The sequence below is a fragment of the Clostridium ganghwense genome (assembly GCF_026735165.1).
GTDB lineage: Bacteria > Bacillota > Clostridia > Clostridiales > Clostridiaceae > Clostridium_H > Clostridium_H ganghwense.
Genome location: NZ_JAPQES010000002.1, coordinates 313267 through 336697, shown reverse-complemented (window position 1 = coordinate 336697; position 23431 = coordinate 313267). Strand labels below are relative to the sequence as shown.

Sequence of the window (23431 nt, the reverse complement as noted above, 5' to 3'; positions counted from 1 at the left end):
TTATTATACAAGGTGATATTATGGAAACTTTAAAGATATTAATTGTAGAAGATGACGTTAATATAAATAATATGATAAAAGAAGCATTAATAAAGGAAGGATACTATGTTGGACAAGCTTTTCATGGTCTTGAAGGTGTGGAAAAGTTTCAAGGTGAAGAGTACCATATGATAATTATGGATATTATGATGCCTGTTATGGACGGGATTGAGGCCATGAGGAGAATTAGGGAAAAAAGCAAAGTACCTATCATAATACTTTCTGCAAAGGGAGAGGACAGTGATAAAATAATAGGACTTGGTATGGGGGCTGACGATTATATTGTAAAGCCTTTTTCAGTACCAGAGCTTATAGCAAGGGTTAAGTGTAATATAAGAAGAGCAATATATTATAATGAAACTAAAACCAGTGGAGATAAGAAGATATATCAGTATGGTGATGTGAAATTTGATATGAATAATTACACAGTTACCAAAGGAGGAAAGGAACTTACACTTACTGCAAAGGAAATGAAAATTCTTCAGCTTTTCTTTGAAAATCCAAACAGAGTATTTACCAAAGTTCAGATATATGACAGTGTATGGGGAGAAGAATTTTTATCGGATTATAATACGGTAACAGTACATATGAGAAGGATTAGAAGAAAGATTGAAGATGATTCTAATAACCCTAAACTTATAGAAACTGTTTGGGGTATAGGATATAAATTGGTAGGTAATAGAGCATGAATTGGTTATTAATAATTATTATTATCATATTATCCATATTATTATTTAATGATAAAAGAAAAACTAAAATGATTACTGTAAAATTAAAAGATATTCTAAAAGAAAATTCAAGAGAAAGAATAAAGTTTTATAATCTAAGTGTAGATAAAAAGGAATTGGTAAAGCAGATTAATATTTTCCTTGATAGATATCAGCGTATTTCTATTGATAATAAAAATTATAAAGAACAGCACCAAAAAATGATTTCAAATATTTCACATGACATAAGAACACCACTTACTGCTCTTATGGGATATGTTGACCTTCTTTTAGATAATTCTATTACACCAGAAAAACAAGAAGAATATATTAGCATTATTAGAGAAAGAGGGACTGCTTTAAAAGAGCTTATGGAAGAGTTTTTTCAAATGGCAAAGCTTGAATGTAATGATGTGGAGATAACTATTGAAAAGTTTAATATATCTGAGATAGTAAGACAGAATATAATTACTTTTATGAATGAAATAAATGAAAGAAATATAACTCCTGAGATAAATATAGGTGATGAAGAGATTTTTGCTTTTGGAGATAAAAACTATACAAATAGAATTATAATAAATCTTATTTCAAATAGTTTGAAATATGGATATGAAGGAAAAGTTATGGGCATTGATTTAAAAGTGGATAAGCAATGGGTAAAGCTCAGTATATGGGATAAAGGAAAAGGTATTGATAAAAATCAGCTTCCTTATATTTTTGATAGATTGTACACAGCAGAAAAGTCTAGAAACAGAAATCTTCAAGGCAGTGGACTTGGACTTAGTATAGTAAAAAAGCTAGTTGAGGACATGAATGGAAGAATAACGGTTGAAAGTATACCCTATGAGAAAACAATTTTTACAGTAAAGCTGCCTAAGAATAATAGTTAAGAAGAAGAGTTACAGATAAACTATTTGGTAAGTTTAATTACATAATATCTATTAAATATCGAAAAAAGATTTAATAAATTTGTAATAATTATGTAGTTTAGATTTAAGGATTATCCCTTATTATGTATATAAATGAGGGGTAATCCTTAATTATTTAATTAAAATGGAGGAAAAACAATGGAAAATATATTAAAAACCTATAATCTTACAAGAAAATATGGTGCTACAGCTGTAGTTGATAATATTAATATGAACATTAAAAAAGGAGAGATATACGGATTTTTAGGAAGAAATGGTGCAGGTAAGACAACAACTTTGAGAATGCTAATGGGACTTATTTCTCCAACAAAAGGAGAATATGAGCTTTTCGGAAAAAAGATGGGAGATAGATCTGTGTTTGGAAGAATAGGGGCAATAATTGAAACACCAGGTTTTTATCCAAACTTAACCGCAAGAGAGAATCTTGATATTCATAGAAGATTGATGGGAATTCCTAATAAGGAATATGTGGATGAAGCTTTAGAAATTGTTGGACTTACTAATTATGATATTAAAAAGAAAATGATTAAGAAATACTCTTTAGGTATGAAGCAAAGATTGGGAGTCGCAAGGGCGCTTCTCCATAAACCAGAACTTCTTATTCTTGATGAACCAACTAATGGTCTTGATCCAGTGGGTATTAAGGAGATGAGAGAAACTTTATTAGAGCTTAATAAAAAGAAAGAGATAACAATACTTATATCAAGTCATATACTTGGAGAAATACAACAGCTTGCAACAAAGATTGGTATTATTCATAAAGGAAAGCTATTGGAGGAGATTGATTACAGCAACTTTGAGAAGAAGAATAGACATTATATTAATTTAAAAGTTAGCGATGATAAAAAAGCAGTAACTATTTTAGAAAAATCAATGAATATTAGTGATTATGAAGTAACAGATCCAAATAAAATTAGAGTATACGAGATGCTTGATAAGTCAAATGATGTTGCAAGAAAAATGATTTCACAAGGCGTAGATGTTTATGAGGTTAATGTTATGAATGATACTCTTGAAGATTACTTTGTAAGACTTACTGGAGGTGGACAAAGTGTTTGATGGATTATATAGTGAATTTTTGAAACTAAAAAGAACGGGATACTATATCACTATTTTATTAGTTGGTTTTATTTGTTTACAGTTTAGTACAATGAATAAACAAATGGTATCTTCTTTAAATTGGTACGGATACTTTTTTAAATTTGAATTTATAGCCTTTAGCATATTTTTTACATTAGTGATTTCAAATGTTATTGCAATTATATTTATTCGAGAATTCAGGTATAAAACAGCCCCTATAGCATTTACTTATCCTAATGGTAGATTCGGAGCTTTAATTAATAAATTTTTCATGAGTATATTAGTCATCGCTATTATTTATGTAATGAGTTATATTTTTATAGTTTTAGGAGGAATTATTTTTTTGAAAACTCCTTTAACAGTAGAGCCTCTTATAAATCATTTTAAAATATTTATAATTTCATTTATTTTTCAAGTAGCGCTGATTCCACTGGCAATTTTAGTATCTTTAATAGGTAAAAGTATGATTATTTCATCAATTTATTCTGTAGTATTAATAATAGGAAATGTACATTATATTTTAGAAAGTAAGTATAGCGATTATATATTTTCAATTTTACCAGCATCACCTGTTGCAAAGCTTAGAACACCTATATGTGAAGTTCCTATACCAGTAAATATGGTAATAAATAACAATGATATATATTTAGGGATTTATATATTTATTATAGGTATTACAGGATGTATTCTATTTTACAGAAAAGCTAATATTTATTAAGAATATGGAAATTATCTTTAATTGGGAGGTTTATTATGTTAAATATTGTAATATGCGAACTGAAAAAGTTTAAAAGAATTTGGATTCCATTAATTGTAGGAGTATTTCTTCTGATTCAAATCAGTTCAGTACCTATAAATACAGCAGTTATGAAAGATGCTGATGGTTTATTTACTTGGGTGAACTTAGCAGTGTTTTCTTATGGTTTTCTTGCAGCTGTAAATATGATTATTGCGTATATGTTTATATGGGAATTTAAAAATAATACAATGCTATCAATGATGATATACAAGCATGCAAGGTGGAAGATATTTATAGGTAAGATTATTACCGTAATATTAATATCTCTATTATTATATATTGTAGAATTTGCTATGCTTACATTGATGAGTTATATATCTTTTAGAAATACCCTAACGTCAGCAGTTATGATAAAACATTTAATACTAACTTTAAAAGCATTTTTCTTTCAGATGCTTATGATTACAGTAACCGCATCTTTGGCACTTGTAAGCAAAAAGATTATTGTTCCAGTAATATATATTGGTGTTCAGCTTATAGCTAGTTTTATATTTTTAAGTGAACCAATGGTGAGAGCATTCATACCATTTCCACTACCAGTTATATCTAATCTTATGCTAATAAGTGGTAACTACAGAATTATTAAGGATATTTCAATTTTACCAAGTCAAGTTATAATAGCTGTTGCAATGTTTACTTTCGGTATTGTGTACGGATGCTGGTATATGAATAGAATGGAAGTACAATAAGAGTAATAAGGAAAGTGTTAAAATAACTCTATTAGGTAATGAAACGCTATCAATTTATAGTTGATAGCGTTTTGGGCAATTAAATATATTTTATTAGCTAAAATCCATTGTATAGATTTATTATGAAGATTAAATAATTACAAATTTTTAGGTATATATTAAAAAATATCTTTACTATTAAGTTCATTAATACCTTTGTAGGTAATAACTACAGCTGTTACAATTCCTACAAAGTACATTAATATTGTAATTGAAAGGCTTATTGAAACATGTGTAGCTGAAATAGCTTTACCTGCATAAGACCACGGGAAAATAATCCATAGAAAAGGGATAGCACCTGCAACTATAAATGACAAAAGTGTAAAGAGTATTCCAAGAGCTATAGGAATAAAAATATTTGAAAATTTGATACTTAAGTAATATTGAATAGCCATAACTGGTACTAGTGCAAAGTAAGTTAAAATTGGACGATATATTACATACAAAGGCATAGGGGAATTAGAAGGTTTTAATATGTTTCCACAGATAGAAACAATTAATATAAAGACTAATATGTTAATGAAAATAAGGAAACATCCACACAAAAATTTACCTATATAAAAATCTTTTCTTTTTATAGGTATAGATAACATTCTTCCTATATTATTGTTTTTATTTTCTATATTTACTATCATACACATTATAACTGTGACAAGTACGGGTAGTAAAAAAAATCCATAAAGAAGAGCACTTTGCTCATATACTGGTTCCCATATACTAGGGTTTTCTTTTAGAAAAATAGATTTATATCTTATAAAGTTACTAATACCTATACCTACAAAAAGTAATGGAATTATCATTATTATTTCTAGAAATCTTGAGCGTTTTAATTTTAAAAGTTCATTTTTGAATATACTTATCATGAAGAAGCCTCCTTTATTTAATATCTCTCTTATTGAATTCTATAATACCAACTAACAACCACAATATTCCACAAATTAAACCTGTAACAGCTGCTATTTGTGCAGTGTTTCCGTTCCTTAAAGGAACACAGTTCATAGTAGGAACATAGGGAATTAGTATACTTAAAATTTTACTTTGAGAAAACATTATAGTATTAATAATTCCTATTATGCTTATAGATAAAGGAATTAAAGTGTTTTTAAAATAACAGCATATAAAATGTTGAAAACTGATTATACTTATAGAGCATAATATCTGAAAAAATATATATTTAAATATTAATATTACATTTAAACAATTTTCTAATTTAAAGATAAAACTTACACCAATAAATCCAATAGAATTTAAAATTATTGAAACAAAAGAAAGTATAAAAATAACTAGCCATTTTGAAAAATAAATTTTAGTTCTATCAATGGGTAATGAAAGAACATATTTCCAACAATTTTCATTGTGTTCTATAAAATTAACACCTAAGGATATCAGTGAAAAACTAAAAGTTGAAAGAATAAACCACAAGGAAGATAGATGATTTGTGAAAAATAAAACATCTAATTGAGAATTTAAACCCAAATCTTTACAACCATTTATTAATGTAGAATATTTAAAATACCAAAATGTTAATAATATGCAGAAGCAAATTATTGGAGTTATAAAAGAGAGTTTCCAAAGAAAACTCTTTTTTTGTTTTATAAATTCTATCTTAAGCAAGGATAACAAACTCATATTAAACAACTCCTTTAATAAGTTTAAGGAATATATTTTCAAGATTTTGTTCACCAGGGAATTTAAATAATAATTCATCTAGTGACCCTTGAAATAAAAGTTTACCTAAGTTGATTATTCCAATATCATCAGCCATAAGTTGAATTTCACTTAAAACATGACTGGATATTATTACAGACATTCCATTAATTTTAGGAAGTTCTTTTATAAGCTCTCTTATTTCATGTATTCCTTCAGGATCAAGACCATTGGTAGGTTCATCTAAGATTAAAAGGTTAGGTTTACCAATTAAAGCTAGAGCAATTCCTAATCTTTGCTTCATTCCAAGAGAAAACTTTTTTACTTGAGTGTCTTTCCAATTAGTTAGTTTAACAATTTCTAAAACTTCATCGATACTGCTTTCTTTCAAATTTAAAATTTCTGTAGAAATCTTTAAATTTTCATAAGCAGTTAAATTACCATAATAAGATGGAGATTCTACAAGAGAACCTGTATTTCTTAAAACTTCTATTCTATTTTCTTTAATGCTTTTACCGAAAATTTCAATTTCTCCTTTAGTAGGTTTTATAAGTCCTAAAAGCATACGTATAGTGGTAGATTTTCCAGCACCATTAGGACCTAAAAATCCATATATTCTTCCCTTTCTTACTTTCAAGTTTAAATCCCTTACTGCATTAAAATTTTCAAAAGATTTTGTTAGATTATTTGTTTCTACTATATAATTTGACATAATGTATTCCTCCTTAAGATTTATTGTTTATTTGTCTTAATAATAAATCTTAAAGCTTAATAATCATTAATGGGAACCTTATGGGAACCTTAATATTTTTCATTTTTAATTTAAGATTACAAAAATAATGCTATAATATAAAAAAATAACTTTTAGAGGTGTAATATGTACGACGAAATTTTAGATAGAAAGATTCTTTTGATTGATGATGAAATAGAGCTTTTAAAGTTAATGGAAACAGTTCTCAAAAAAGAGGGTTTTAGAAGAATAGTAAAAGCAAGTAATGGTATTAAAGGTGTTAGTCTGTGCAAAAGTGAAAAACCAGATATAATAGTTCTTGATGTAATGATGCCAGGAATGGACGGTTTTGAAACTTGCAAAAAAATTAGAGAACTTAGCATTACTCCAATTCTTTTTCTATCAGCTAAATCTGATGATGTAGATAAAATTGTTGGATTTGGGATGGGTGCAGATGATTATGTAACTAAGCCATTTAGTCCAAAAGAAGTTGCTTATAGAATTAAAGCCCACCTTAGAAGAAATATATATATTAAAAATGAAATTTACAGTGAAAAACAAAAAACAATAAAATTTGGAGATGTAACTATTGATTTTACAAAAGGCGAAATCACAAAAAACGGGGAAAATATAGCTTTTACTCCAAAAGAATATAGCTTGTTGAATTATATGGCTAAAAATCCTAATAAAATATTAAGTAAGCAAATGCTTTGTGATAAAGTATGGGGAGATGATTTTGAGGGTTATGACAATACAATAATGGTTCATATGAGAAAATTAAGAGAAAAAATAGAAGATGATCCATCCAATCCTAAATATATTTTAACTGTTAAGGGATTAGGATATAAATTAAATATTAAAGAGTAGGTAATGTTAATATGAAGTTTATGAATAGAAATAAATGGACCATTACAGGAGCATTTTTAAGAGCACTATTAGTAGTAATATTTATAATTTTTTTTATGAATATTATTTTGATTTTTAGTTCTGTTCTTAACACAACAAAAATTTCATTATATGCACCTTCAGACTTTACAAGAAAATTTTCAAAGTATATAGAGTATAAAGATAATACTCCTTATGTAACGGAAGAAGGGAAAATGCAACTTAAAAATAAAAGTGCATGGATTCAAATACTTGGTGAGGATTTTAAAGAAAAATATTCTTTGAATAAACCAGAAGGAGTTAGTGAAATATATAATCCTTTAACAATAGTACATGCGTACAAGTATGATATCAAAAACTATACTATATTCATAGGTGAAAGTAAGCATAATGATAAAACCTATAGTTATATTATTGGATTTCCTATTAAGTTTGTTGCTAAATACACTATGGAATATAGTCCTTTTATGGTTAGAAAAATTCTTAGTGGAGGTATACTAATTTTACTTTTAATTGATATATGCATTGCAATAATAGTAGCTTATATTTTCTTTGGTAAGAAAATGGGTAAACCCCTTGAAAATATAATAAAAGGTATAAAAGAAATGTCCCATGGAAATTATCAAAAGCATTATAAGGAACAGGGTATATACAAAAATGTATTTGTTAGTTTAAATAAACTTAATAAAACCCTTAATGAAAATAATATTAAAAGAAAAGAACTAGATAAAATGAGAGATAACTGGATTTCTTCCATATCACATGATGTTAAAACTCCGTTGTCTTCTATAAAAGGATATGCAGAAATAATGAAAGAACCAGATTATAGTTTTTCTAATGAAGAAATAAAAGAGTATTCAGATATAATATGGAACAAAGCTTCTTATATACAAGAGTTAATAGAAGAATTAAATTTAACCTATAAGCTTAAAAATAATTTATTTTCGTTAAATAAAACTAAAGTAAATATGGTAAATATGCTGCAGAATATAATTATAGAAATTTTAAATGATCCTATTTATTCAAACAGAAATATAAACCTTCATTATGAAAAAGAAAATGTTATGTGTTTTATAGATGAGGTTTTATTTAAAAGAGCAGTTATTAATTTGATTTTTAATTCTATAATTCATAATGATGAAAGTGTTAAAGTGGATGTTTCAATATATGAGAAAAATAATACGGTGTATATTTTAATAAAGGATACAGGAAAAGGTATTTCTAAAGAAGATTTACCATATATTTTTGAAAGGTATTATAGAGGCACAAATACTTCGTTCTCAAATAAAGGGTCAGGTTTGGGCATGGCTATAGCTAAACAAATAATTGACATACATGGTGGCTATATCTCTGTAAAAAGCGAATTAGGAGTAGGTGCTAATATAAAGATAAATTTTAAAGGAGCGTAAGTTATGAAGAGTGTTTTAATAGTTGAAGATGATGAAGGACTAAGCAGAGGTATGTCTTTTAGTTTTAATAAGGCTGGTTACAAGGTATATACTGCTTTTAATCTAAAATCAGCTAATAAATTGATTAAACAAGTGCATATAGATATGATTATTTTGGATTTAAATCTTCCAGATGGAAATGGTATTGACTTTTGTAAAGAGATTAGAAAGTCATCATCAGTTCCAATTATAATGCTTACTGCAAGAGACCTTGAAACTGATGAAGTTGAAGGCCTATATTCTGGTGCAGACGATTATATTACAAAACCGTTTTCTCTTTCGGTTTTAATGGCAAGGGTAAATTCTATTTTTAGGCGAAGTGTGGATAATTCTAAATCTAATGAGATTAAATCAGGAGATATAGTAGTTAATTTAGATAATTTGAAAGTTTATAAAAAGGATAAAGAACTAACTATTAGCTCTACTGAATTTAAATTGTTAAAATATCTTATGAAAAATAAAGGACAAGTTTTACTTAAAGAGCAAATACTAAGTAGTCTTTGGGACGACAGCGGCAATTTTGTGGATGAAAATACTTTACCTGTTACGATAAGAAGACTTCGTAAAAAAATAGAAGATGATTCATCTAATCCTGAATATATAAAAACTGTACATGGTATGGGCTACATGTGGAGTGAGAAGTAGAAAATGGGAAGTATAATAATTATTATTATTGCCGTATTAGTATGTATCTTAGTTATATTGTTTTCAAGAAGGTATGTAGCTAAAATGTTTGATTTTATAAGCAGTATTTTAGAACAAATATTGTCCAAAAATGATTATATTGAAATCTCTGAAACTAAGGATTCTAGAGAGTCTAAATTAGCTCATCAAGCAAAGAGTATTATAGGAATGATAAACAATGATGTAAATAAAACCCAAGATGAAAAAGAACTTATTAAGGAACTAATTGGAGATATTTCACATCAAATTAAAACTCCCTTGGCCAATATATGTATGTATACTGATATACTATTAGATGAAAATTTAAGTCAAGATGAGAAAAGAGAATTTTTGATGAGGACTAAGGAACAGTCGGAAAAAATCAATTGGCTTATGAAATCTCTACTAAAAATGTCAAGACTAGAGACTGGTGCTATTAATTTTAAACCTGATTATGAATATATAAAAGAAACTATTGCAAGGGCAGTTAGTTCAGTTTATTCTCAGGCAAGTGATAAAAATATAAAAATTGAAGTTGAAGAGTTTGAAGATATAAAGCTTTTTCATAACAGAAAGTGGACTTGTGAAGCTATAACTAATATTTTAGAAAATACTATAAAATATTCACCACAGTTTTCTAATATAAATATTAAAATTATTCCCCTTGAAATTTATACGAAAATAGAAATTACAGATCAAGGTATTGGAATAGATAAAAAAGATTATAATAAAATATTCAAAAGATTTTATAGAAGTGAAAACGTGTCAGAGCACAAGGGGATGGGAATTGGACTTTATCTTTCACAGTTCATATTGTCTAAAGAAGGTGGATATATAACAGTTAAATCAACTTTAGGAAAAGGAAGTACATTTTCTGTTTTCTTACAGAGTGAAGCATAAATAACAGTTAACCAGTATTTTCTTACAGAACTGAAAGAAAAAATTTGAAATCTGTAAAGATTATGTAAGAATTAAATTTTATAATTGGATTATACAAAAGGTAATAATTATTATTGACTTTTGTATAATCCAATTTTTATGTTAATTAAGGTAATTCTAGAAGGAGGAATTATTATGAATATATTAAAATGTACTAAGTTAAAAAAATACTATGGTAAAGAGCCTAATATGGTAAAAGCTCTTGATGGAGTTAACATAGAAGTAAAAGAAGGAGAATTTTGGGCAATTGTAGGAACATCAGGCTCAGGTAAATCAACTTTACTTCATATGTTAGGAGGTCTTGATAGACCTACAAGTGGAGAAGTTATAGTTAAAAATAAAGAGATATTTAAAATGAATGATGATGAACTAACTGTATTTAGAAGAAGAAACATAGGGTTTGTGTTTCAAAGCTACAATTTGGTACCTATTTTGAATGTCTATGAAAATATAATACTTCCTGTTGAACTTGATGGAAATACAGTAGATAAAGATTACGTAAATAATATAATAAATACTTTAGGTTTAACAGAAAAAATAAACTATCTTCCTAATAATTTATCAGGTGGTCAGCAGCAGCGTGTTGCAATAGCAAGAGCTTTAGCTGCAAAACCAGCAATAATTCTTGCAGATGAACCTACTGGAAATCTAGATAGTAAAACAACTCAAGAAGTTATAGGACTTCTAAAAGTGACAAGTGAAAAATTTAATCAAACTATAGTTATGATTACTCACAATGAAGATATTGCTCAACTTTGTGATAGAATTATCCGAATTGAAGACGGAAAAATTATTTCTTAGTGGGGGTGAGTTAGATGCGTAATAATAATCAAAAAGTCATAAACAATTTATCACGAAAAAGCCTAAAAAATAATAAACTTAGAAATACCTTTGCAATAATTGCCATAGTACTTACCACTGTTCTTTTTACTACTCTTTTCACTTTAAGTATGGGTATGGTTAAAGCTATGCAGGAACAAACCATGAGGCAAGTTGGTACATCTGCTCATGCAGGATTAAAATACCTTACTTATGAAGAGTATAATAATATAAAAAATCACCCTTTAATAAAAGATATTGGATATTCTGTTATGGTGGGTTTTGCTGAAAATAAAGAGCTTATTAAAAGACAGACAGAAATACGTTTTGCAACTGATAACACAGCAAAATGGGGATTTTGTTATCCGACAAAAGGTAAAATGCCGCAGAAAATAAATGAAGTGGTAACGGATACTATTGTTCTAGATATGCTAGGTCTACCACATAAAATAGGTGTTCCAATAACATTTGAATATACAATAAATGGTAAAAAAATCACTAAAGATTTTGTTTTATCTGGATACTGGGAAGGTGATATTGCTGCAATGGCAAGTATGGCATATGTTTCCCAAGAATTTATAGATAAAAATCTTGTAGATATAGATCAAAAATATCAAAAGGAGAACAATCTTTATCCAGGATTAATCTTTGCAGATATAATGTTTGATAGTAGTTGGGGCATGGAAAAAAACATACAGACTGTGGTAAAAGAAAGTGGTTATGAACTTAAAAATATAGCTTACGGTGTCAATTGGGCATATATGTCTACAAATTTTACTTTAGATCCTACTATGATTTTATCAAGTATTGGAGGAATATTACTAATAACTTTCACTGGATATTTAATTATTTATAATATTTTTCAAATTTCTGTTACAAAAGATATTCGCTTTTATGGTTTGTTAAAAACCATAGGAACAACTTCAAAACAAATTAAAAAATTAGTAAGAAAACAAGCATATTTACTTTCTGCTATAGGAATTCCAATAGGGCTTATTTTGGGATATATTTTAGGTGTTGTATTACTGCCTGTAATATTAAGTATAACAAGCATCAACAATAGTAGTACTTCAGCAAGTCCATTAATATTTATAGGTGCAGCTCTATTCTCTCTTATAACTGTATATATAAGTTCAAGAAAGCCAAGCAAAATAGCATCAAAGGTTTCACCTGTTGAGGCGGTACGATATACAGGAATAGAATTACAGTATAAAAAGAAATCCAAAAAATCATCAAAGGGTGCAAAAATTCACAAAATGGCATGGTCTAATCTATTTAGAAATAAGAAAAAAACTATAGTAGTTATTATTTCAATGTCACTAAGTTTAATACTTTTAAATGCAGTTTATACCATAACAAGTGGCTTTAATATGGACAAATATTTAAGTCACCAAGTAGTGAGTGATTTTATTGTGGGCCATGTAAATTATTTTAATTCTCATTTTAGAAGTGAAGAGTATATGCCATCACAAAAATTGATTGATAAAATAAAGAATATAGATGGAATAGAAGAAGGCGGTAAGACATATTATACTTATAATTTACACCAATTAAGCAAGAAAGGTATGGAGAATTATAAAAATATATTCAATGATGAATTTATAGATAAAAGCGACAAACATATGAAAGATCAACTTATAAAAAGTAAAATTTCAGGGGAAGTTAGTCTGGATATTTATGGATTAAATAATTTTCTTGTAGAAAAGCTTAGTATTGTAGAAGGAAAATTTGATGCAGAAAAATTTGCTACAGGAAAATATGTATTGGTTAGTCCATTAATGCATTGTGAAGATCCTGATAACAGTAGTTATTATAATATTGGAGATAAAATAACTATAAAATTTGATGACAACACAGAAAAGACTTATGAGGTAATGGCAAAAGCACGTATTCCTCATAATATGTCCTTGAGGCGTTATATTACAGAAGGTATGCCGTGCTTTTTACCATCAAGTGAATTTCAATCACAGGTTAAAAAACCTATGTTTATAAATTATGTTTTTGATATAGATGATAAAAATATTGAAACCATGGAAAAATTTCTTGAAAATTATACAAATAATATAGAAACTATGATGGATTATAAATCAAAACAAACGTATGTTGATAGCTTTAAACAGCTGCAAAATACATATTTAATTGTAGGCGGTGTACTTTGTTTCATTGTTGGATTTATTGGTATATTGAATTTTATTAATTCAATGCTTACAAGTATAATTACGAGAAAAAGAGAATTTGCAATGTTGAAAAGTATAGGAATGACGAAAAAACAGCTTTATAAAATGCTTATTTTTGAAGGTATATACTATGCAATATTAACAATAGCTATAACATTGACAGTTGGAAATGCATTTTCTTATATTATAGTTCAGGCAATGGCAGGCCAAATTTGGTTCTTCACATATCATTTTACTATATTGCCAGTATTAATTGCATCACCAATACTAATTATTGTTTCAATACTAGTACCACTTATATCTTATAAAGAAACTAGCCAACAAAGCATAGTTGAACAACTTAGAGAAAATGTATAATATGATTAATTTAAGTCAAAAATTGTTTAAAGCCCTCGATGTATTTAGTTACACTCGAGGTCTTTTTTGTTAGAAAAAATATATAGGGGTTGAGGGTACATATGGAATAAGTTAAAATTAATAATAGATATGGAAAATTATAAAATACTAGTGTTTAGGGGTTATTAAGCCTTTTTCATTGAATTATATTTAAATATTTATATAAAAGGAGAATTAGAATAATATGCAAAATTGGTCAAGTAATATAGAGTATTATGAACTATCACACAAATATTCCATTGTAAAAGCTAATCCAGAAGAATTTGCAATATATGAGTCAGTTTATGGGGATAAAATTTATAATAGATTTGCAGTTAAACATTGGGATTTACGGTTAGCAATAAGTCTTGATAATCCTTTTGCAAAGGATGAAAGCTTTTACTGGATAAAAGCTGGTGAACTCAGAATAGGTGGAGTGCTAATAGAACCTAATGTATTATCACGTTTATTTATTATTCCTCCCTTTACAAACACATTTGAAATAGTAAAATTATTAAAAAAATTATTAGTTAAATGGTCGTCTTCTAGCAAAAACATATATGCTTATCAAATTCCTCCGGAACAATCTCACTATTTTGAAATGCTGGGTTTTTGGCCAGATAAAAATAGACGATGGATGATGAGACCTACCGAAGCTTTTGACTTTGTCTGGGATAATACTATAATAGTAAAAACTCCTCAACAGAACAATAATGTAGAAATAGCTAAACTATTTTATGAAAGTTTTAATGGGGATATAGATTGTCAGTATGCTGCCAAACAAAATGGACAAGAATGTACGTATGAGGAGTACTTAGATGAAATAAATGATTATTTTAATAACTGTACCGAAGACATACTACTTGAAGCATCTACACTTATATATGATAAAGAAGAAAAAAAGTTAATTGGTGCTTGTCTTGTATCACATTTTGAGGAGTGGCCTTTAATACATACTATTGGAGTTGATCCTTCATATAGAGGAAAGCATCTCGCAACAACGATGCTTAAAAAGGCACTAACTGTTTTAAAGAAAGAATATCCTATATTACGATTGTTTGTAACAATAGGTAATGTTGCAGAATCAGTTTATTACGAACTTGGATTTATTCCAGGGACTGAATTTAAAAGATTTATAATTAAGGAGAATACATCATGCTAGTAAATCGTATCAAATTTATTATTATTACTTTTATAATAATGATTACTTTATTAATATTGACAAATAATCCTATTATATCAGGAGGAATTACCTTTACTATTATAATGGTTGGATACATAATTATTGCGTATATACGTGGTAAAAAAAGACTGAATTTAATAGAAGAAAACTGTGACCCACAAGCATTTATAGAAGCTACTGAAAAGCAAAGAAGTATTACAGGTAAAAATCCTAAAATAAACACATATTTAAATATTGATGAGGCAGTAGGGCTTATTTTACATGGAGAATTTCAGAAAGCAAAAGAAGCTTTATTATCAATTGATAAATCTTATTTATCACTAAAAAATGGAACTTTGCTTGTATATACAATAAATTTAATATCCTGTTTGTATGAACTTGGAGAAATTTCTTATGCAGAGGAAATATTTGAAACACAGATTCCAATATTGTCACCTGTGAATCCAAGAATGAAGTTGGCAATGAAACTTCTTGTTGCAGAAAGATTATTCTTTTTAAATAGATATGAAGAAAGTAAGGAAAAAATTCAACCATTATTGAGTGAGAAAATAAGTAAACGTATAAAGGTAAGTATATTGTATAAATTAGCCCAGATAGATGAAAAAAATGGAGAATTTGAATCTGCACAAAGGAGATACAAAAAAGTAGTAGATGAGGGTAATAAGTTGTGGATAGCAATACAAGCAAAACAAAATTTACTTGACATTAAAAAAAATACATGATAAGATAATTTAAAATTATTGAATGGGAGAAATATTATGAATTTTAAGATGAATATATTAAATTCAAAATTAAATAATAAACTCTTATTAGCTAACTTATAATAGCGATTGTAGGTATAGATAGATAAATACTACCATACATACAATCGCCGAAAACAGGTGTATTGTATCTATGGTGGCTAATATTTGTGTTGAAATAAATTAAGTCTCATAGGTAAACTAAGGGACTTTTGTAATATCCTAGGTAAAAAAGTCCTTTAGTATAAACTAAGGGGCTTTTTTATTTTATAAATAATAATATTTTTAATTTAAATAGATTTTAGGAGGGCTAAGAATGAAAAAATCTAGAGAACAATGGGGAACAAAGGTAGGTTTCATACTTGCAGCTGTTGGTTCTGCTGTAGGATTAGGGAATATATGGAGATTCCCTTATGTAGTTTATTCAAATGGTGGAGGCGCTTTTTTAATACCATATTTTTGTGCTATATTTACAGCTGGAATACCTTTATTAATTCTTGAATATGGAATGGGGCATAAATTTAGAGGGTCAACACCTCTTGCAATTGCAAGAGCAAATAAAAAATGGGAATGGCTTGGATGGTGGCCAATAATTAGTTCAGGCATTATTTTATGTTATTATTCAATGATTTTGAGTTGGGCTATAAAGTATTTAACTTTAAGCTTTACAAAAGGATGGGGAGCTGATCCTAATAAATATTTTTATAAAGATTTTTTGAAATTATCATCATCTCCTTTTGAGTTTGGAGGTATAGTAGTTCCAATATTAATAGGTATAATTTTAGTTTGGGCCGTTAATTGGATGATATGTTACAAAGGAATAAAAGGTGGAATTGAAAAATTAAGTAAGATATTACTACCAACTCTATTAGTAATTATGATAATTATAGTTATAAAAGGTGTAACTTTAGAAGGAGCATCAGTAGGATTAAACAAACTATTTACCCCAAACTGGGACAAGGTAAAAGATCCTAAAGTTTGGATTGCAGCTTATGGTCAAGTATTCTTCTCATTAAGTATAGCAACAGGTATAATGATGACTTATGCAAGTTATTTGCCTAAGAAAACAGATATAAACAACAGTGCATTTATGACTGCCTTTGCAAACTGTGGATTTGAATTTTTATCTGCTATTGGAGTATTTGCAATACTTGGATTTATGGCAAATAGCCAAGGTGTAGCAATTGATAAAGTTGTATCAGGTGGTATTGGACTTGCATTTATAGCTTTCCCAAAAGTATTTTCAGTTATGGGTACTTGGGGAAACATTTTAGGAGTATTATTCTTTGCTTGTCTAGTATTTGCAGGACTAACATCTGCAGTGTCACTAGTTGAAGCTTTATCTTCATCTATAATTGATAAAACAGGATGGGAACGTAAAAAAGTAGTATCAGGTATGTCTTTGATTGGAGTTTGTATAAGTGTAGTATTTGCAACTAGAGCAGGACTTTATCTGTTAGATATTATGGACAATTTCATAAATAATTATGGAATTGTAGTTGTAGGATTATTAGAAGCTATTTTAGTAGGATGGATAATTAAAGCAAAAACAATTCGCAACCATACAAATGCAGTTTCTTATTATAAAATAGGAAAGTGGTGGGATGTAATTATTAAGTATGTTACTCCAACTATTTTAATCTATATGCTAGGTAAGAGCATTATTACAGAAATAAGTAAACCATATGGAGGATATAAATTGTCAAATTTATTGGCATATGGATGGAGTATAATTGTATTAGGTATAGTAGGTGCTGTAATAATTAGTAAAAAATCATGGAAACATGATGTTGAATGTGAAGAAGAGGAGGCAGTTTAAAAATGACACAAAGTGCAATGATATTTTTTTGTATAGGAGCAACAGTACTTTGGGGAGGACTATTATGTACTCTAGCAATTGCAATTAAAAAAGAGAAATCTTCAAAGTGATTTTTATGAGGATAAAATTTATAATAGAGAGGCTTGGGTAAGAGATACCTAAGCCTCTGACACGTAGATTATACGAGACGTTAAAAATTCTTTAGTTTTATAGAATATATTGACATAAAATTAAATATGTGTTATATAAGAATTAGGAATTAGCACTCAATAAGAAAGAGTGCTAATAATTTTAATACATAATAAAAAAATCCTATAAAAGATTGTTTTATTGTGAAGGGAGAGATTTTAAGTGGAAACAAAACAATTTAAGGCAGAATCTAAAAGGCTACTAGATCTTATGATTAACTCAATTTATACCCATAGGGAAATTTTTTTAAGAGAACTTATTTCTAATGCCAGCGATGCAATTGATAAAATGTATTACAAAGCATTAACAGATGATTCTTTAAGCTTCGATAAAGAAGATTATTATATTAAAGTATCTATTGATAAGGAAAATAGAACAGTTAAAATTTCTGATACTGGTATTGGAATGACAAAAGAAGAACTTGATGATAACCTTGGGGTTATAGCAAAAAGTGGATCTTTGAACTTCAAAAAAGAAACTGAATTGAAAGATGGATATGACGTAATTGGTCAGTTTGGTGTGGGATTTTATTCTGCATTTTTGGTAGCTGATACGGTTACTGTTACAAGCAAAGCTTTTGGAAGTGATGAAGCTTACAAGTGGGAATCTAAAGGTGTAGATGGGTATACTATTGAACCATGTGAAAAAGATTCTGTTGGTACAGAAATTATACTTAAAATAAAAGAAAACACAGAAGATGAAAACTTTGATGAATACCTAGAGGAATATAAATTAAAGTCTATAATTAAGAAATACTCTGATTTCATCAGATACCCAATAAAAATGGATGTAAACATAAAGAAACCAAAAGAGGGTAGTGAAAAAGAATACGAAGAGTATATAGAGGAACAAACTGTAAATAGTATGGTTCCTATATGGAGAAAGAATAAAAATGAACTTAATAAAGAAGATTATGATAACTTTTATTCTGAAAAGCACTATGGCTTTGATAAACCAATAAAGCATATTCATACTAGTGTTGACGGTATGGTAAGTTACAATGCAATTTTATTTATTCCAGAAAAAACACCATATGACTTCTATACAAAAGAATATGAAAAAGGTTTAGAATTATATTCAAATGGCGTTTTAATTATGAATAAGTGTGCAGATTTATTGCCTGATTATTTTGGATTTGTTAAAGGCATAGTTGATTCTGAAGATTTATCCCTTAACATATCTAGAGAAATACTACAACATGATAGACAATTAAAACTTATTGCTAAAAATATAAAAACTAAAATAAAAAATGAATTACAAAGCATATTGAAAAATGAAAGAGATAAATATGACGAGTTTTATAAATCTTTTGGAAGACAACTAAAGTATGGAGTTTATAGTGATTTTGGAAGCAATAAAGATGTATTACAAGATTTATTAATGTTCTATTCATCAAAAGAGAAAAAAATGGTCACTTTAGGTGAGTATGTTTCTAGAATGCCAGAGGATCAAAAATATATTTATTATGCTTCAGGAGAATCAATTGAAAGAATTGAGAAACTGCCACAAACAGAACTAGTATTAGATAAAGGATATGAAATATTATACTTTACAGATGATGTAGATGAGTTTGCTATAAGAATGTTAATGAAGTATAAGGATAAGGAATTTAAATCTGTATCAAGTGGAGATTTAGGTATAGAAGTAGAAGAAAGCGAAAATTCATCTAGCTCAGATAATGAGGAAAATAAGGAACTATTTGAATATATGAAAAATACTTTATCAGATAAAGTTAAAGATGTTAGGGCATCAAAAAGATTAAAAAATCATCCTGTATGTTTATCTAATGATGGTGAACTTACAATTGAAATGGAGAAAATTTTAAACTCTATGCCTAACAATGAGAATATAAAAGCAGATAAAGTTTTAGAAATAAACATAAATCACGATGTATTTACGTCATTAAAAGAAGCTTACGAAAAAGATAAAGATAAACTTAAGTTATATACAGATTTATTATATAACCAAGCATTACTTATAGAAGGATTAATGATAAATGATCCAGTAGAGTTTACAAATAATATTTGTAAGATAATGAAATAAAATGGATTATTAGAGATGACCAATAAATAAACAAGACAACGGATTTGAACTGTTTTGTGATGATAAAGAAGAAATGGAAAACAATAGAGAAAATTAAATAATGTAGAATTATTATATGTTTTTTATCTGAAAGCCTGATTATAATTGTAGTCAGGCTTTTTTTATTTGCATTTTTTAGGATGATTTATGTGCCATGCCTTAATTATAATACTTGTGTTTTGAAAATTATCTACAACATTTATATAATATACACATATATTATGACTATATAGAAAATAATATATATAATCACATTCTATATGTTTAAATACATAATCTGTATTGACGATATATAGATTATCATCTATATTAAATATGGATACATGTATATAAGAGGTGATTGAATGGAAAAAAACTATGAAACTAGTGCTAAAATATTCAAAGCATTATCAGAGCCAAACAGATTAAAAATTATTGATATTTTATCTTGCGGTGAAAAATGTGCCTGTGATATATTAGAAAACTTTGAGTTTACTCAACCAACTTTATCGCACCACATGAAAGTTCTTATGGAATGTGGGCTTGTAGAAAGTCGAAAAGAAGGTTTGTGGAGTTACTATTCATTAGATAATACAAACTCAAATAAGATAGTATTATTTCTAATGAATGTGATTACAGATACAGATGATTGTATATGTAAATGTGGTAATAAAGAAAAAGCTTGTAATAAATAAAAATTAAATTTAAGGAGATGGATGTTATGAAAAAAATGATTATTTTTGACCCTGCAATGTGTTGTTCAACAGGAGTATGCGGTCCAGGTGTTGATTCGGAATTATTAAGAGTAGCTACAGTACTAAACAATTTAAAAAGTAAAGGAGTTATTGTTGAAAGATATAATCTAACAAACAATCCACAAGCATTTGTAGATAATAAGATTATCAATGATTTATTAAATACAAATGGAGTAGATGTACTACCAGTAACAATTGTAGATGGTGAAGTTGTAAAGACTAAAGCATATCCAACAAATGAGGAGTTTTGCAAAATGTTAGACATTCCAGAAGATTATCTTAAAACTACAATTAAGATTAAATCTAAAGGTTGCGGGTGCAAAGGTGGATGTTGCTAATTTACGGAAGGAAGTGTAGAGATGATTAATAAATTTACTCCTAATGAAATAGAGTTAACTAAGTATTTATTCTTTACTGGAAAAGGTGGAGTTGGCAAAACATCAACAGCTTGTGCAACTGCTATGATATTAGCAGACCAAGGGAAAAGAATAATGTTAGTAAGCACGGATCCAGCTTCAAATTTGCAAGATGTATTCAATACTAACTTAAATAATAAAGGTGTTAGAATAAATGAAGTACCAAATCTTGTAGTTGCAAATTTTAATCCAGAAGATGCTGCAAGAGAATACAAGGAAAGTGTTGTAGGGCCATATAGAGGTAAGCTTCCAGAGGTAGTTATAAAAAATATGGAAGAACAACTTTCGGGTTCCTGTACTGTTGAAATAGCTGCATTTAATGAGTTTTCAAATTTTATTACAGATGAAAAGGTTCAAAAAGAATTTGACCATGTAATATTTGATACAGCACCTACGGGACATACACTTAGAATGTTACAACTACCATCAGCATGGAGTAACTTTATTAGTGAAAGTACCCATGGTGCATCATGTCTAGGTCAGTTGGCAGGTCTTGAAAGTAGGAAAGAAGTTTATAAGAATGCAGTAAAAACATTAGCTGACAAGAGTATGACAACACTTATACTTATTTCAAGACCAGAAGTAGCTCCACTAAAAGAAGCAGAAAGAGCATCAAAAGAATTACAAGATATTGGAGTTAACAATCAAATTCTTGTTATTAATGGGGTGCTTAAGAATGCCGATGACGACTTATCAATTGATATATCTAACAAACAACAAAAATCACTCAAAGATATGCCAGAATATCTAAGAGGTTTAGAAACTTTTGAGATTCCACTTAGACCATATAATATAACTGGACTTGAAAATCTTAGAGCTTTCTTAAAAGAAGATAATATAAAATACAACGATGAAAAATTAACTGTTAGTGAAATTCCAAAGTTAAAAACAGTCGTAGATGATTTATACAACTCTAATAAAAAGGTTATTTTTACAATGGGTAAAGGTGGGGTAGGTAAAACTACTATAGCTGCTACAATTGCACTTGGGTTAGCTGATAGAGGTAAAAAAGTTCATTTGACTACTACAGACCCAGCAGCTCATTTGAAATTTGTTTTAGATGAAAATTATGGTATTACACTTAGTAGTATAGATGAAAAGAAAGAATTAGAAAAGTATAAAGAAGAAGTTTTAAGTAAAGCTAGAGAAACAATGAGCGAACAAGATATTGAATATGTAGAAGAAGACTTAAGAAGTCCTTGCACTCAGGAGATTGCAGTATTCAGAGCCTTTGCAGAAATAGTGGAAAGGTCTGAAAATGAGGTGGTTGTTATAGACACAGCTCCAACAGGTCATACACTTTTACTTTTAGATTCCACACAAAGTTATCATAAAGAAATACAGCGTTCACAAGGGGATATTCCCGAGTCAGTTAAAAAGCTATTACCTAAGCTTAGAAATGCAGATGAAACAGAAGTAATAATTGTAACTTTAGCTGAAACAACACCTGTTTATGAAGCTATGAGGCTTGAAGAAGATTTAAAACGTGCAGGTATCAATAGTAAATGGTGGGTAATAAATTCAAGTTTATATGCTACAAATACTACAAATAATATTCTTAGAGCTAAAGCAAGTAATGAAGTGGTTTGGATTAATAAAGTTAATGAAATTTCCAACGGTAGCTTTGCATTAATAGAATGGAAATCAGAAGAGATTAAAGGTGAAAAACTTTTAGATTTATTAAACTAAAAAATAATTCCGCTACAATGATTGTGTAAAATTGGTGATTTTTGTAGTGGGATTTTCATATTTTCTAGGGGCTGTTACATACTTTATTCTAAAATTTTTTATTTCCTAAAATCTTTTATTCCTGAATCCTTAAAAAAGAAGGATAAGACAAAAAACAATAAACAAGGATATTAGCTAATGAAATTAGAAATGTTACCAATAGTCTGAATAAAAAACTTGACACTATAGACGAACGGTCATATAATTAAGTCGTAGATAAGAAATTAATAGAAAAATGAATAAAGCACTAAAAAGTGACTGGTCATATAATAATATTTATGATTATGCCAATAATATTTTACTATAAGGAGAGAAAAATATGGAAAAAAGAGTAATAGAAACATTAGAAAAGGTACGTCCTATGTTACAAAGAGATGGCGGTGACGTAAAATTTATAAGTGCTAGTGAAGATGGAATTGTAAAAGTAGAGTTACAAGGTGCTTGTGCTGGATGTCCTGGAGCTAAAATGACGTTAAAAGCGGTAAGTGAAAAGATATTAAAGGAAGAGGTACCACAGGTTAAAGAAGTTATTGGGGTATAAATTCTAGTAAACAATATAAAATGGGAGGTAAAGT

The 23431-nt window shown here is 28.2% G+C and carries 23 protein-coding genes; 20 read left to right on the top strand and 3 right to left on the bottom strand.

Going from position 1 to position 23431, the window contains the following annotated elements; all coding sequences use genetic code 11:
• Window positions 1–20 precede the first annotated feature (20 nt).
• The 5 genes from OXH55_RS08240 to OXH55_RS08220 all read left to right on the top strand — a co-directional run bounded on the left by OXH55_RS08240 (window position 21) and on the right by OXH55_RS08220 (window position 4243).
• Entirely contained in the window at window positions 21–728 is a 708-nt protein-coding gene (locus OXH55_RS08240; protein WP_268049366.1) for a response regulator transcription factor, read from the top strand.
• Window positions 725–1636, top strand: a complete 912-nt coding sequence (locus OXH55_RS08235; protein WP_268049364.1) for a sensor histidine kinase — start codon at window positions 725–727, stop codon at window positions 1634–1636. Before OXH55_RS08240 ends, OXH55_RS08235 begins: the two co-directional genes overlap by 4 nt.
• Before the next feature lie 177 nt (window positions 1637–1813).
• Window positions 1814–2734, top strand: coding sequence for an ABC transporter ATP-binding protein (locus tag OXH55_RS08230; protein WP_268049362.1), 921 nt, complete (start codon window positions 1814–1816; stop codon window positions 2732–2734).
• Window positions 2727–3473, top strand: coding sequence for an ABC transporter permease (locus OXH55_RS08225; protein ID WP_268049360.1), 747 nt, complete (start codon window positions 2727–2729; stop codon window positions 3471–3473). Before OXH55_RS08230 ends, OXH55_RS08225 begins: the two co-directional genes overlap by 8 nt.
• Before the next feature lie 35 nt (window positions 3474–3508).
• Window positions 3509–4243: an ABC transporter permease gene (locus OXH55_RS08220; protein ID WP_268049358.1), complete on the top strand. Its 735-nt coding sequence runs from the start codon at window positions 3509–3511 to the stop codon at window positions 4241–4243.
• A gap of 158 nt (window positions 4244–4401) precedes the next feature.
• Here the strand turns inward: OXH55_RS08220 and OXH55_RS08215 are convergent, their stop codons facing one another.
• Genes OXH55_RS08215 through OXH55_RS08205 form a run of 3 tightly spaced genes read right to left on the bottom strand, consistent with a single transcriptional unit; the run spans window position 4402 to window position 6641 of the window.
• Window positions 4402–5145, bottom strand: a complete 744-nt coding sequence (locus OXH55_RS08215) for an ABC transporter permease (protein ID WP_268049356.1) — start codon at window positions 5143–5145, stop codon at window positions 4402–4404.
• A gap of 13 nt (window positions 5146–5158) precedes the next feature.
• Window positions 5159–5911: an ABC transporter permease gene (locus OXH55_RS08210; RefSeq protein WP_268049354.1), complete on the bottom strand. Its 753-nt coding sequence runs from the start codon at window positions 5909–5911 to the stop codon at window positions 5159–5161.
• 1 nt (window position 5912) lies between these two features.
• Entirely contained in the window at window positions 5913–6641 is a 729-nt protein-coding gene (locus tag OXH55_RS08205) for an ABC transporter ATP-binding protein (RefSeq protein ID WP_268049352.1), read from the bottom strand.
• Between the two features lie 165 nt (window positions 6642–6806).
• Here OXH55_RS08205 and OXH55_RS08200 point away from each other — a divergent pair, with 165 nt between their 5' ends.
• From OXH55_RS08200 to OXH55_RS08130, 15 genes are all read left to right on the top strand, one after another.
• Window positions 6807–7526: a response regulator transcription factor gene (locus tag OXH55_RS08200; protein WP_268049350.1), complete on the top strand. Its 720-nt coding sequence runs from the start codon at window positions 6807–6809 to the stop codon at window positions 7524–7526.
• 11 nt (window positions 7527–7537) lie between these two features.
• Window positions 7538–8953, top strand: coding sequence for a sensor histidine kinase (locus tag OXH55_RS08195; RefSeq protein ID WP_268049347.1), 1416 nt, complete (start codon window positions 7538–7540; stop codon window positions 8951–8953).
• A gap of 3 nt (window positions 8954–8956) precedes the next feature.
• Window positions 8957–9637, top strand: a complete 681-nt coding sequence (locus OXH55_RS08190; RefSeq protein WP_268049345.1) for a response regulator transcription factor — start codon at window positions 8957–8959, stop codon at window positions 9635–9637.
• A 3-nt stretch (window positions 9638–9640) separates the two neighbouring features.
• Window positions 9641–10555: a sensor histidine kinase gene (locus OXH55_RS08185; protein ID WP_268049344.1), complete on the top strand. Its 915-nt coding sequence runs from the start codon at window positions 9641–9643 to the stop codon at window positions 10553–10555.
• A gap of 174 nt (window positions 10556–10729) precedes the next feature.
• Window positions 10730–11395: an ABC transporter ATP-binding protein gene (locus tag OXH55_RS08180; RefSeq protein ID WP_268049342.1), complete on the top strand. Its 666-nt coding sequence runs from the start codon at window positions 10730–10732 to the stop codon at window positions 11393–11395.
• A 14-nt stretch (window positions 11396–11409) separates the two neighbouring features.
• Window positions 11410–13947 (top strand): ABC transporter permease, encoded by a 2538-nt coding sequence (locus OXH55_RS08175; RefSeq protein ID WP_268049340.1) that lies wholly within the window; start codon window positions 11410–11412, stop codon window positions 13945–13947.
• Window positions 13948–14170: 223 nt separating this feature from the next.
• Window positions 14171–15127, top strand: a complete 957-nt coding sequence (locus OXH55_RS08170; protein WP_268049338.1) for a GNAT family N-acetyltransferase — start codon at window positions 14171–14173, stop codon at window positions 15125–15127.
• A complete protein-coding gene (locus OXH55_RS08165) occupies window positions 15121–15870 on the top strand; it encodes a tetratricopeptide repeat protein (protein ID WP_268049336.1) in 750 nt (249 codons plus the stop codon). The genes OXH55_RS08170 and OXH55_RS08165 overlap by 7 nt, the downstream gene beginning before the upstream one ends.
• A 334-nt stretch (window positions 15871–16204) precedes the next feature.
• Window positions 16205–17707, top strand: a complete 1503-nt coding sequence (locus OXH55_RS08160; protein WP_268049335.1) for a sodium-dependent transporter — start codon at window positions 16205–16207, stop codon at window positions 17705–17707.
• Between the two features lie 2 nt (window positions 17708–17709).
• On the top strand, window positions 17710–17817 hold the full coding sequence (locus OXH55_RS08155; RefSeq protein WP_268049334.1) for a MetS family NSS transporter small subunit: 108 nt from the start codon (window positions 17710–17712) through the stop codon (window positions 17815–17817).
• A gap of 241 nt (window positions 17818–18058) precedes the next feature.
• On the top strand, window positions 18059–19939 hold the full coding sequence (gene htpG, locus OXH55_RS08150; RefSeq protein ID WP_268049333.1) for a molecular chaperone HtpG: 1881 nt from the start codon (window positions 18059–18061) through the stop codon (window positions 19937–19939).
• A gap of 383 nt (window positions 19940–20322) precedes the next feature.
• Window positions 20323–20652, top strand: coding sequence for an ArsR/SmtB family transcription factor (locus OXH55_RS08145; RefSeq protein ID WP_268049331.1), 330 nt, complete (start codon window positions 20323–20325; stop codon window positions 20650–20652).
• Between the two features lie 26 nt (window positions 20653–20678).
• Window positions 20679–21050, top strand: coding sequence for an arsenite efflux transporter metallochaperone ArsD (gene arsD / locus OXH55_RS08140; RefSeq protein ID WP_268049329.1), 372 nt, complete (start codon window positions 20679–20681; stop codon window positions 21048–21050).
• 21 nt (window positions 21051–21071) lie between these two features.
• Window positions 21072–22817 carry an arsenical pump-driving ATPase gene (gene arsA, locus OXH55_RS08135; RefSeq protein ID WP_272508992.1) on the top strand — a complete coding sequence of 582 codons (1746 nt, stop codon included), beginning with the start codon at window positions 21072–21074 and terminating at the stop codon, window positions 22815–22817.
• 358 nt (window positions 22818–23175) lie between these two features.
• The gene (locus OXH55_RS08130; protein WP_268049327.1) at window positions 23176–23397 is read left to right on the top strand and encodes a NifU family protein; all 222 of its coding nucleotides are present in this window, start codon (window positions 23176–23178) and stop codon (window positions 23395–23397) included.
• The last annotated feature ends 34 nt before the right edge of the window (window positions 23398–23431 follow it).

Bases quoted from the DNA above. Each gene is read 5' to 3' on its own strand.
- OXH55_RS08175 (WP_268049340.1), top strand. From the start codon at position 11,410: ATGCGTAATAATAATCAAAAAGTCATAAACAATTTATCACGAAAAAGC.
- arsD (WP_268049329.1), top strand. From the start codon at position 20,679: ATGAAAAAAATGATTATTTTTGACCCTGCAATGTGTTGTTCAACAGGA.
- OXH55_RS08165 (WP_268049336.1), top strand. From the start codon at position 15,121: ATGCTAGTAAATCGTATCAAATTTATTATTATTACTTTTATAATAATG.
- arsA (WP_272508992.1), top strand. From the start codon at position 21,072: ATGATTAATAAATTTACTCCTAATGAAATAGAGTTAACTAAGTATTTA.
- OXH55_RS08185 (WP_268049344.1), top strand. From the start codon at position 9,641: ATGGGAAGTATAATAATTATTATTATTGCCGTATTAGTATGTATCTTA.
- OXH55_RS08180 (WP_268049342.1), top strand. From the start codon at position 10,730: ATGAATATATTAAAATGTACTAAGTTAAAAAAATACTATGGTAAAGAG.
- OXH55_RS08220 (WP_268049358.1), top strand. From the start codon at position 3,509: ATGTTAAATATTGTAATATGCGAACTGAAAAAGTTTAAAAGAATTTGG.
- OXH55_RS08160 (WP_268049335.1), top strand. From the start codon at position 16,205: ATGAAAAAATCTAGAGAACAATGGGGAACAAAGGTAGGTTTCATACTT.
- OXH55_RS08210 (WP_268049354.1), bottom strand. From the start codon at position 5,911: ATGAGTTTGTTATCCTTGCTTAAGATAGAATTTATAAAACAAAAAAAG.
- OXH55_RS08155 (WP_268049334.1), top strand. From the start codon at position 17,710: ATGACACAAAGTGCAATGATATTTTTTTGTATAGGAGCAACAGTACTT.
- OXH55_RS08230 (WP_268049362.1), top strand. From the start codon at position 1,814: ATGGAAAATATATTAAAAACCTATAATCTTACAAGAAAATATGGTGCT.
- OXH55_RS08195 (WP_268049347.1), top strand. From the start codon at position 7,538: ATGAAGTTTATGAATAGAAATAAATGGACCATTACAGGAGCATTTTTA.
- OXH55_RS08130 (WP_268049327.1), top strand. From the start codon at position 23,176: ATGGAAAAAAGAGTAATAGAAACATTAGAAAAGGTACGTCCTATGTTA.
- OXH55_RS08240 (WP_268049366.1), top strand. From the start codon at position 21: ATGGAAACTTTAAAGATATTAATTGTAGAAGATGACGTTAATATAAAT.
- OXH55_RS08215 (WP_268049356.1), bottom strand. From the start codon at position 5,145: ATGATAAGTATATTCAAAAATGAACTTTTAAAATTAAAACGCTCAAGA.
- OXH55_RS08205 (WP_268049352.1), bottom strand. From the start codon at position 6,641: ATGTCAAATTATATAGTAGAAACAAATAATCTAACAAAATCTTTTGAA.
- OXH55_RS08145 (WP_268049331.1), top strand. From the start codon at position 20,323: ATGGAAAAAAACTATGAAACTAGTGCTAAAATATTCAAAGCATTATCA.
- OXH55_RS08170 (WP_268049338.1), top strand. From the start codon at position 14,171: ATGCAAAATTGGTCAAGTAATATAGAGTATTATGAACTATCACACAAA.
- OXH55_RS08235 (WP_268049364.1), top strand. From the start codon at position 725: ATGAATTGGTTATTAATAATTATTATTATCATATTATCCATATTATTA.
- OXH55_RS08190 (WP_268049345.1), top strand. From the start codon at position 8,957: ATGAAGAGTGTTTTAATAGTTGAAGATGATGAAGGACTAAGCAGAGGT.
- OXH55_RS08200 (WP_268049350.1), top strand. From the start codon at position 6,807: ATGTACGACGAAATTTTAGATAGAAAGATTCTTTTGATTGATGATGAA.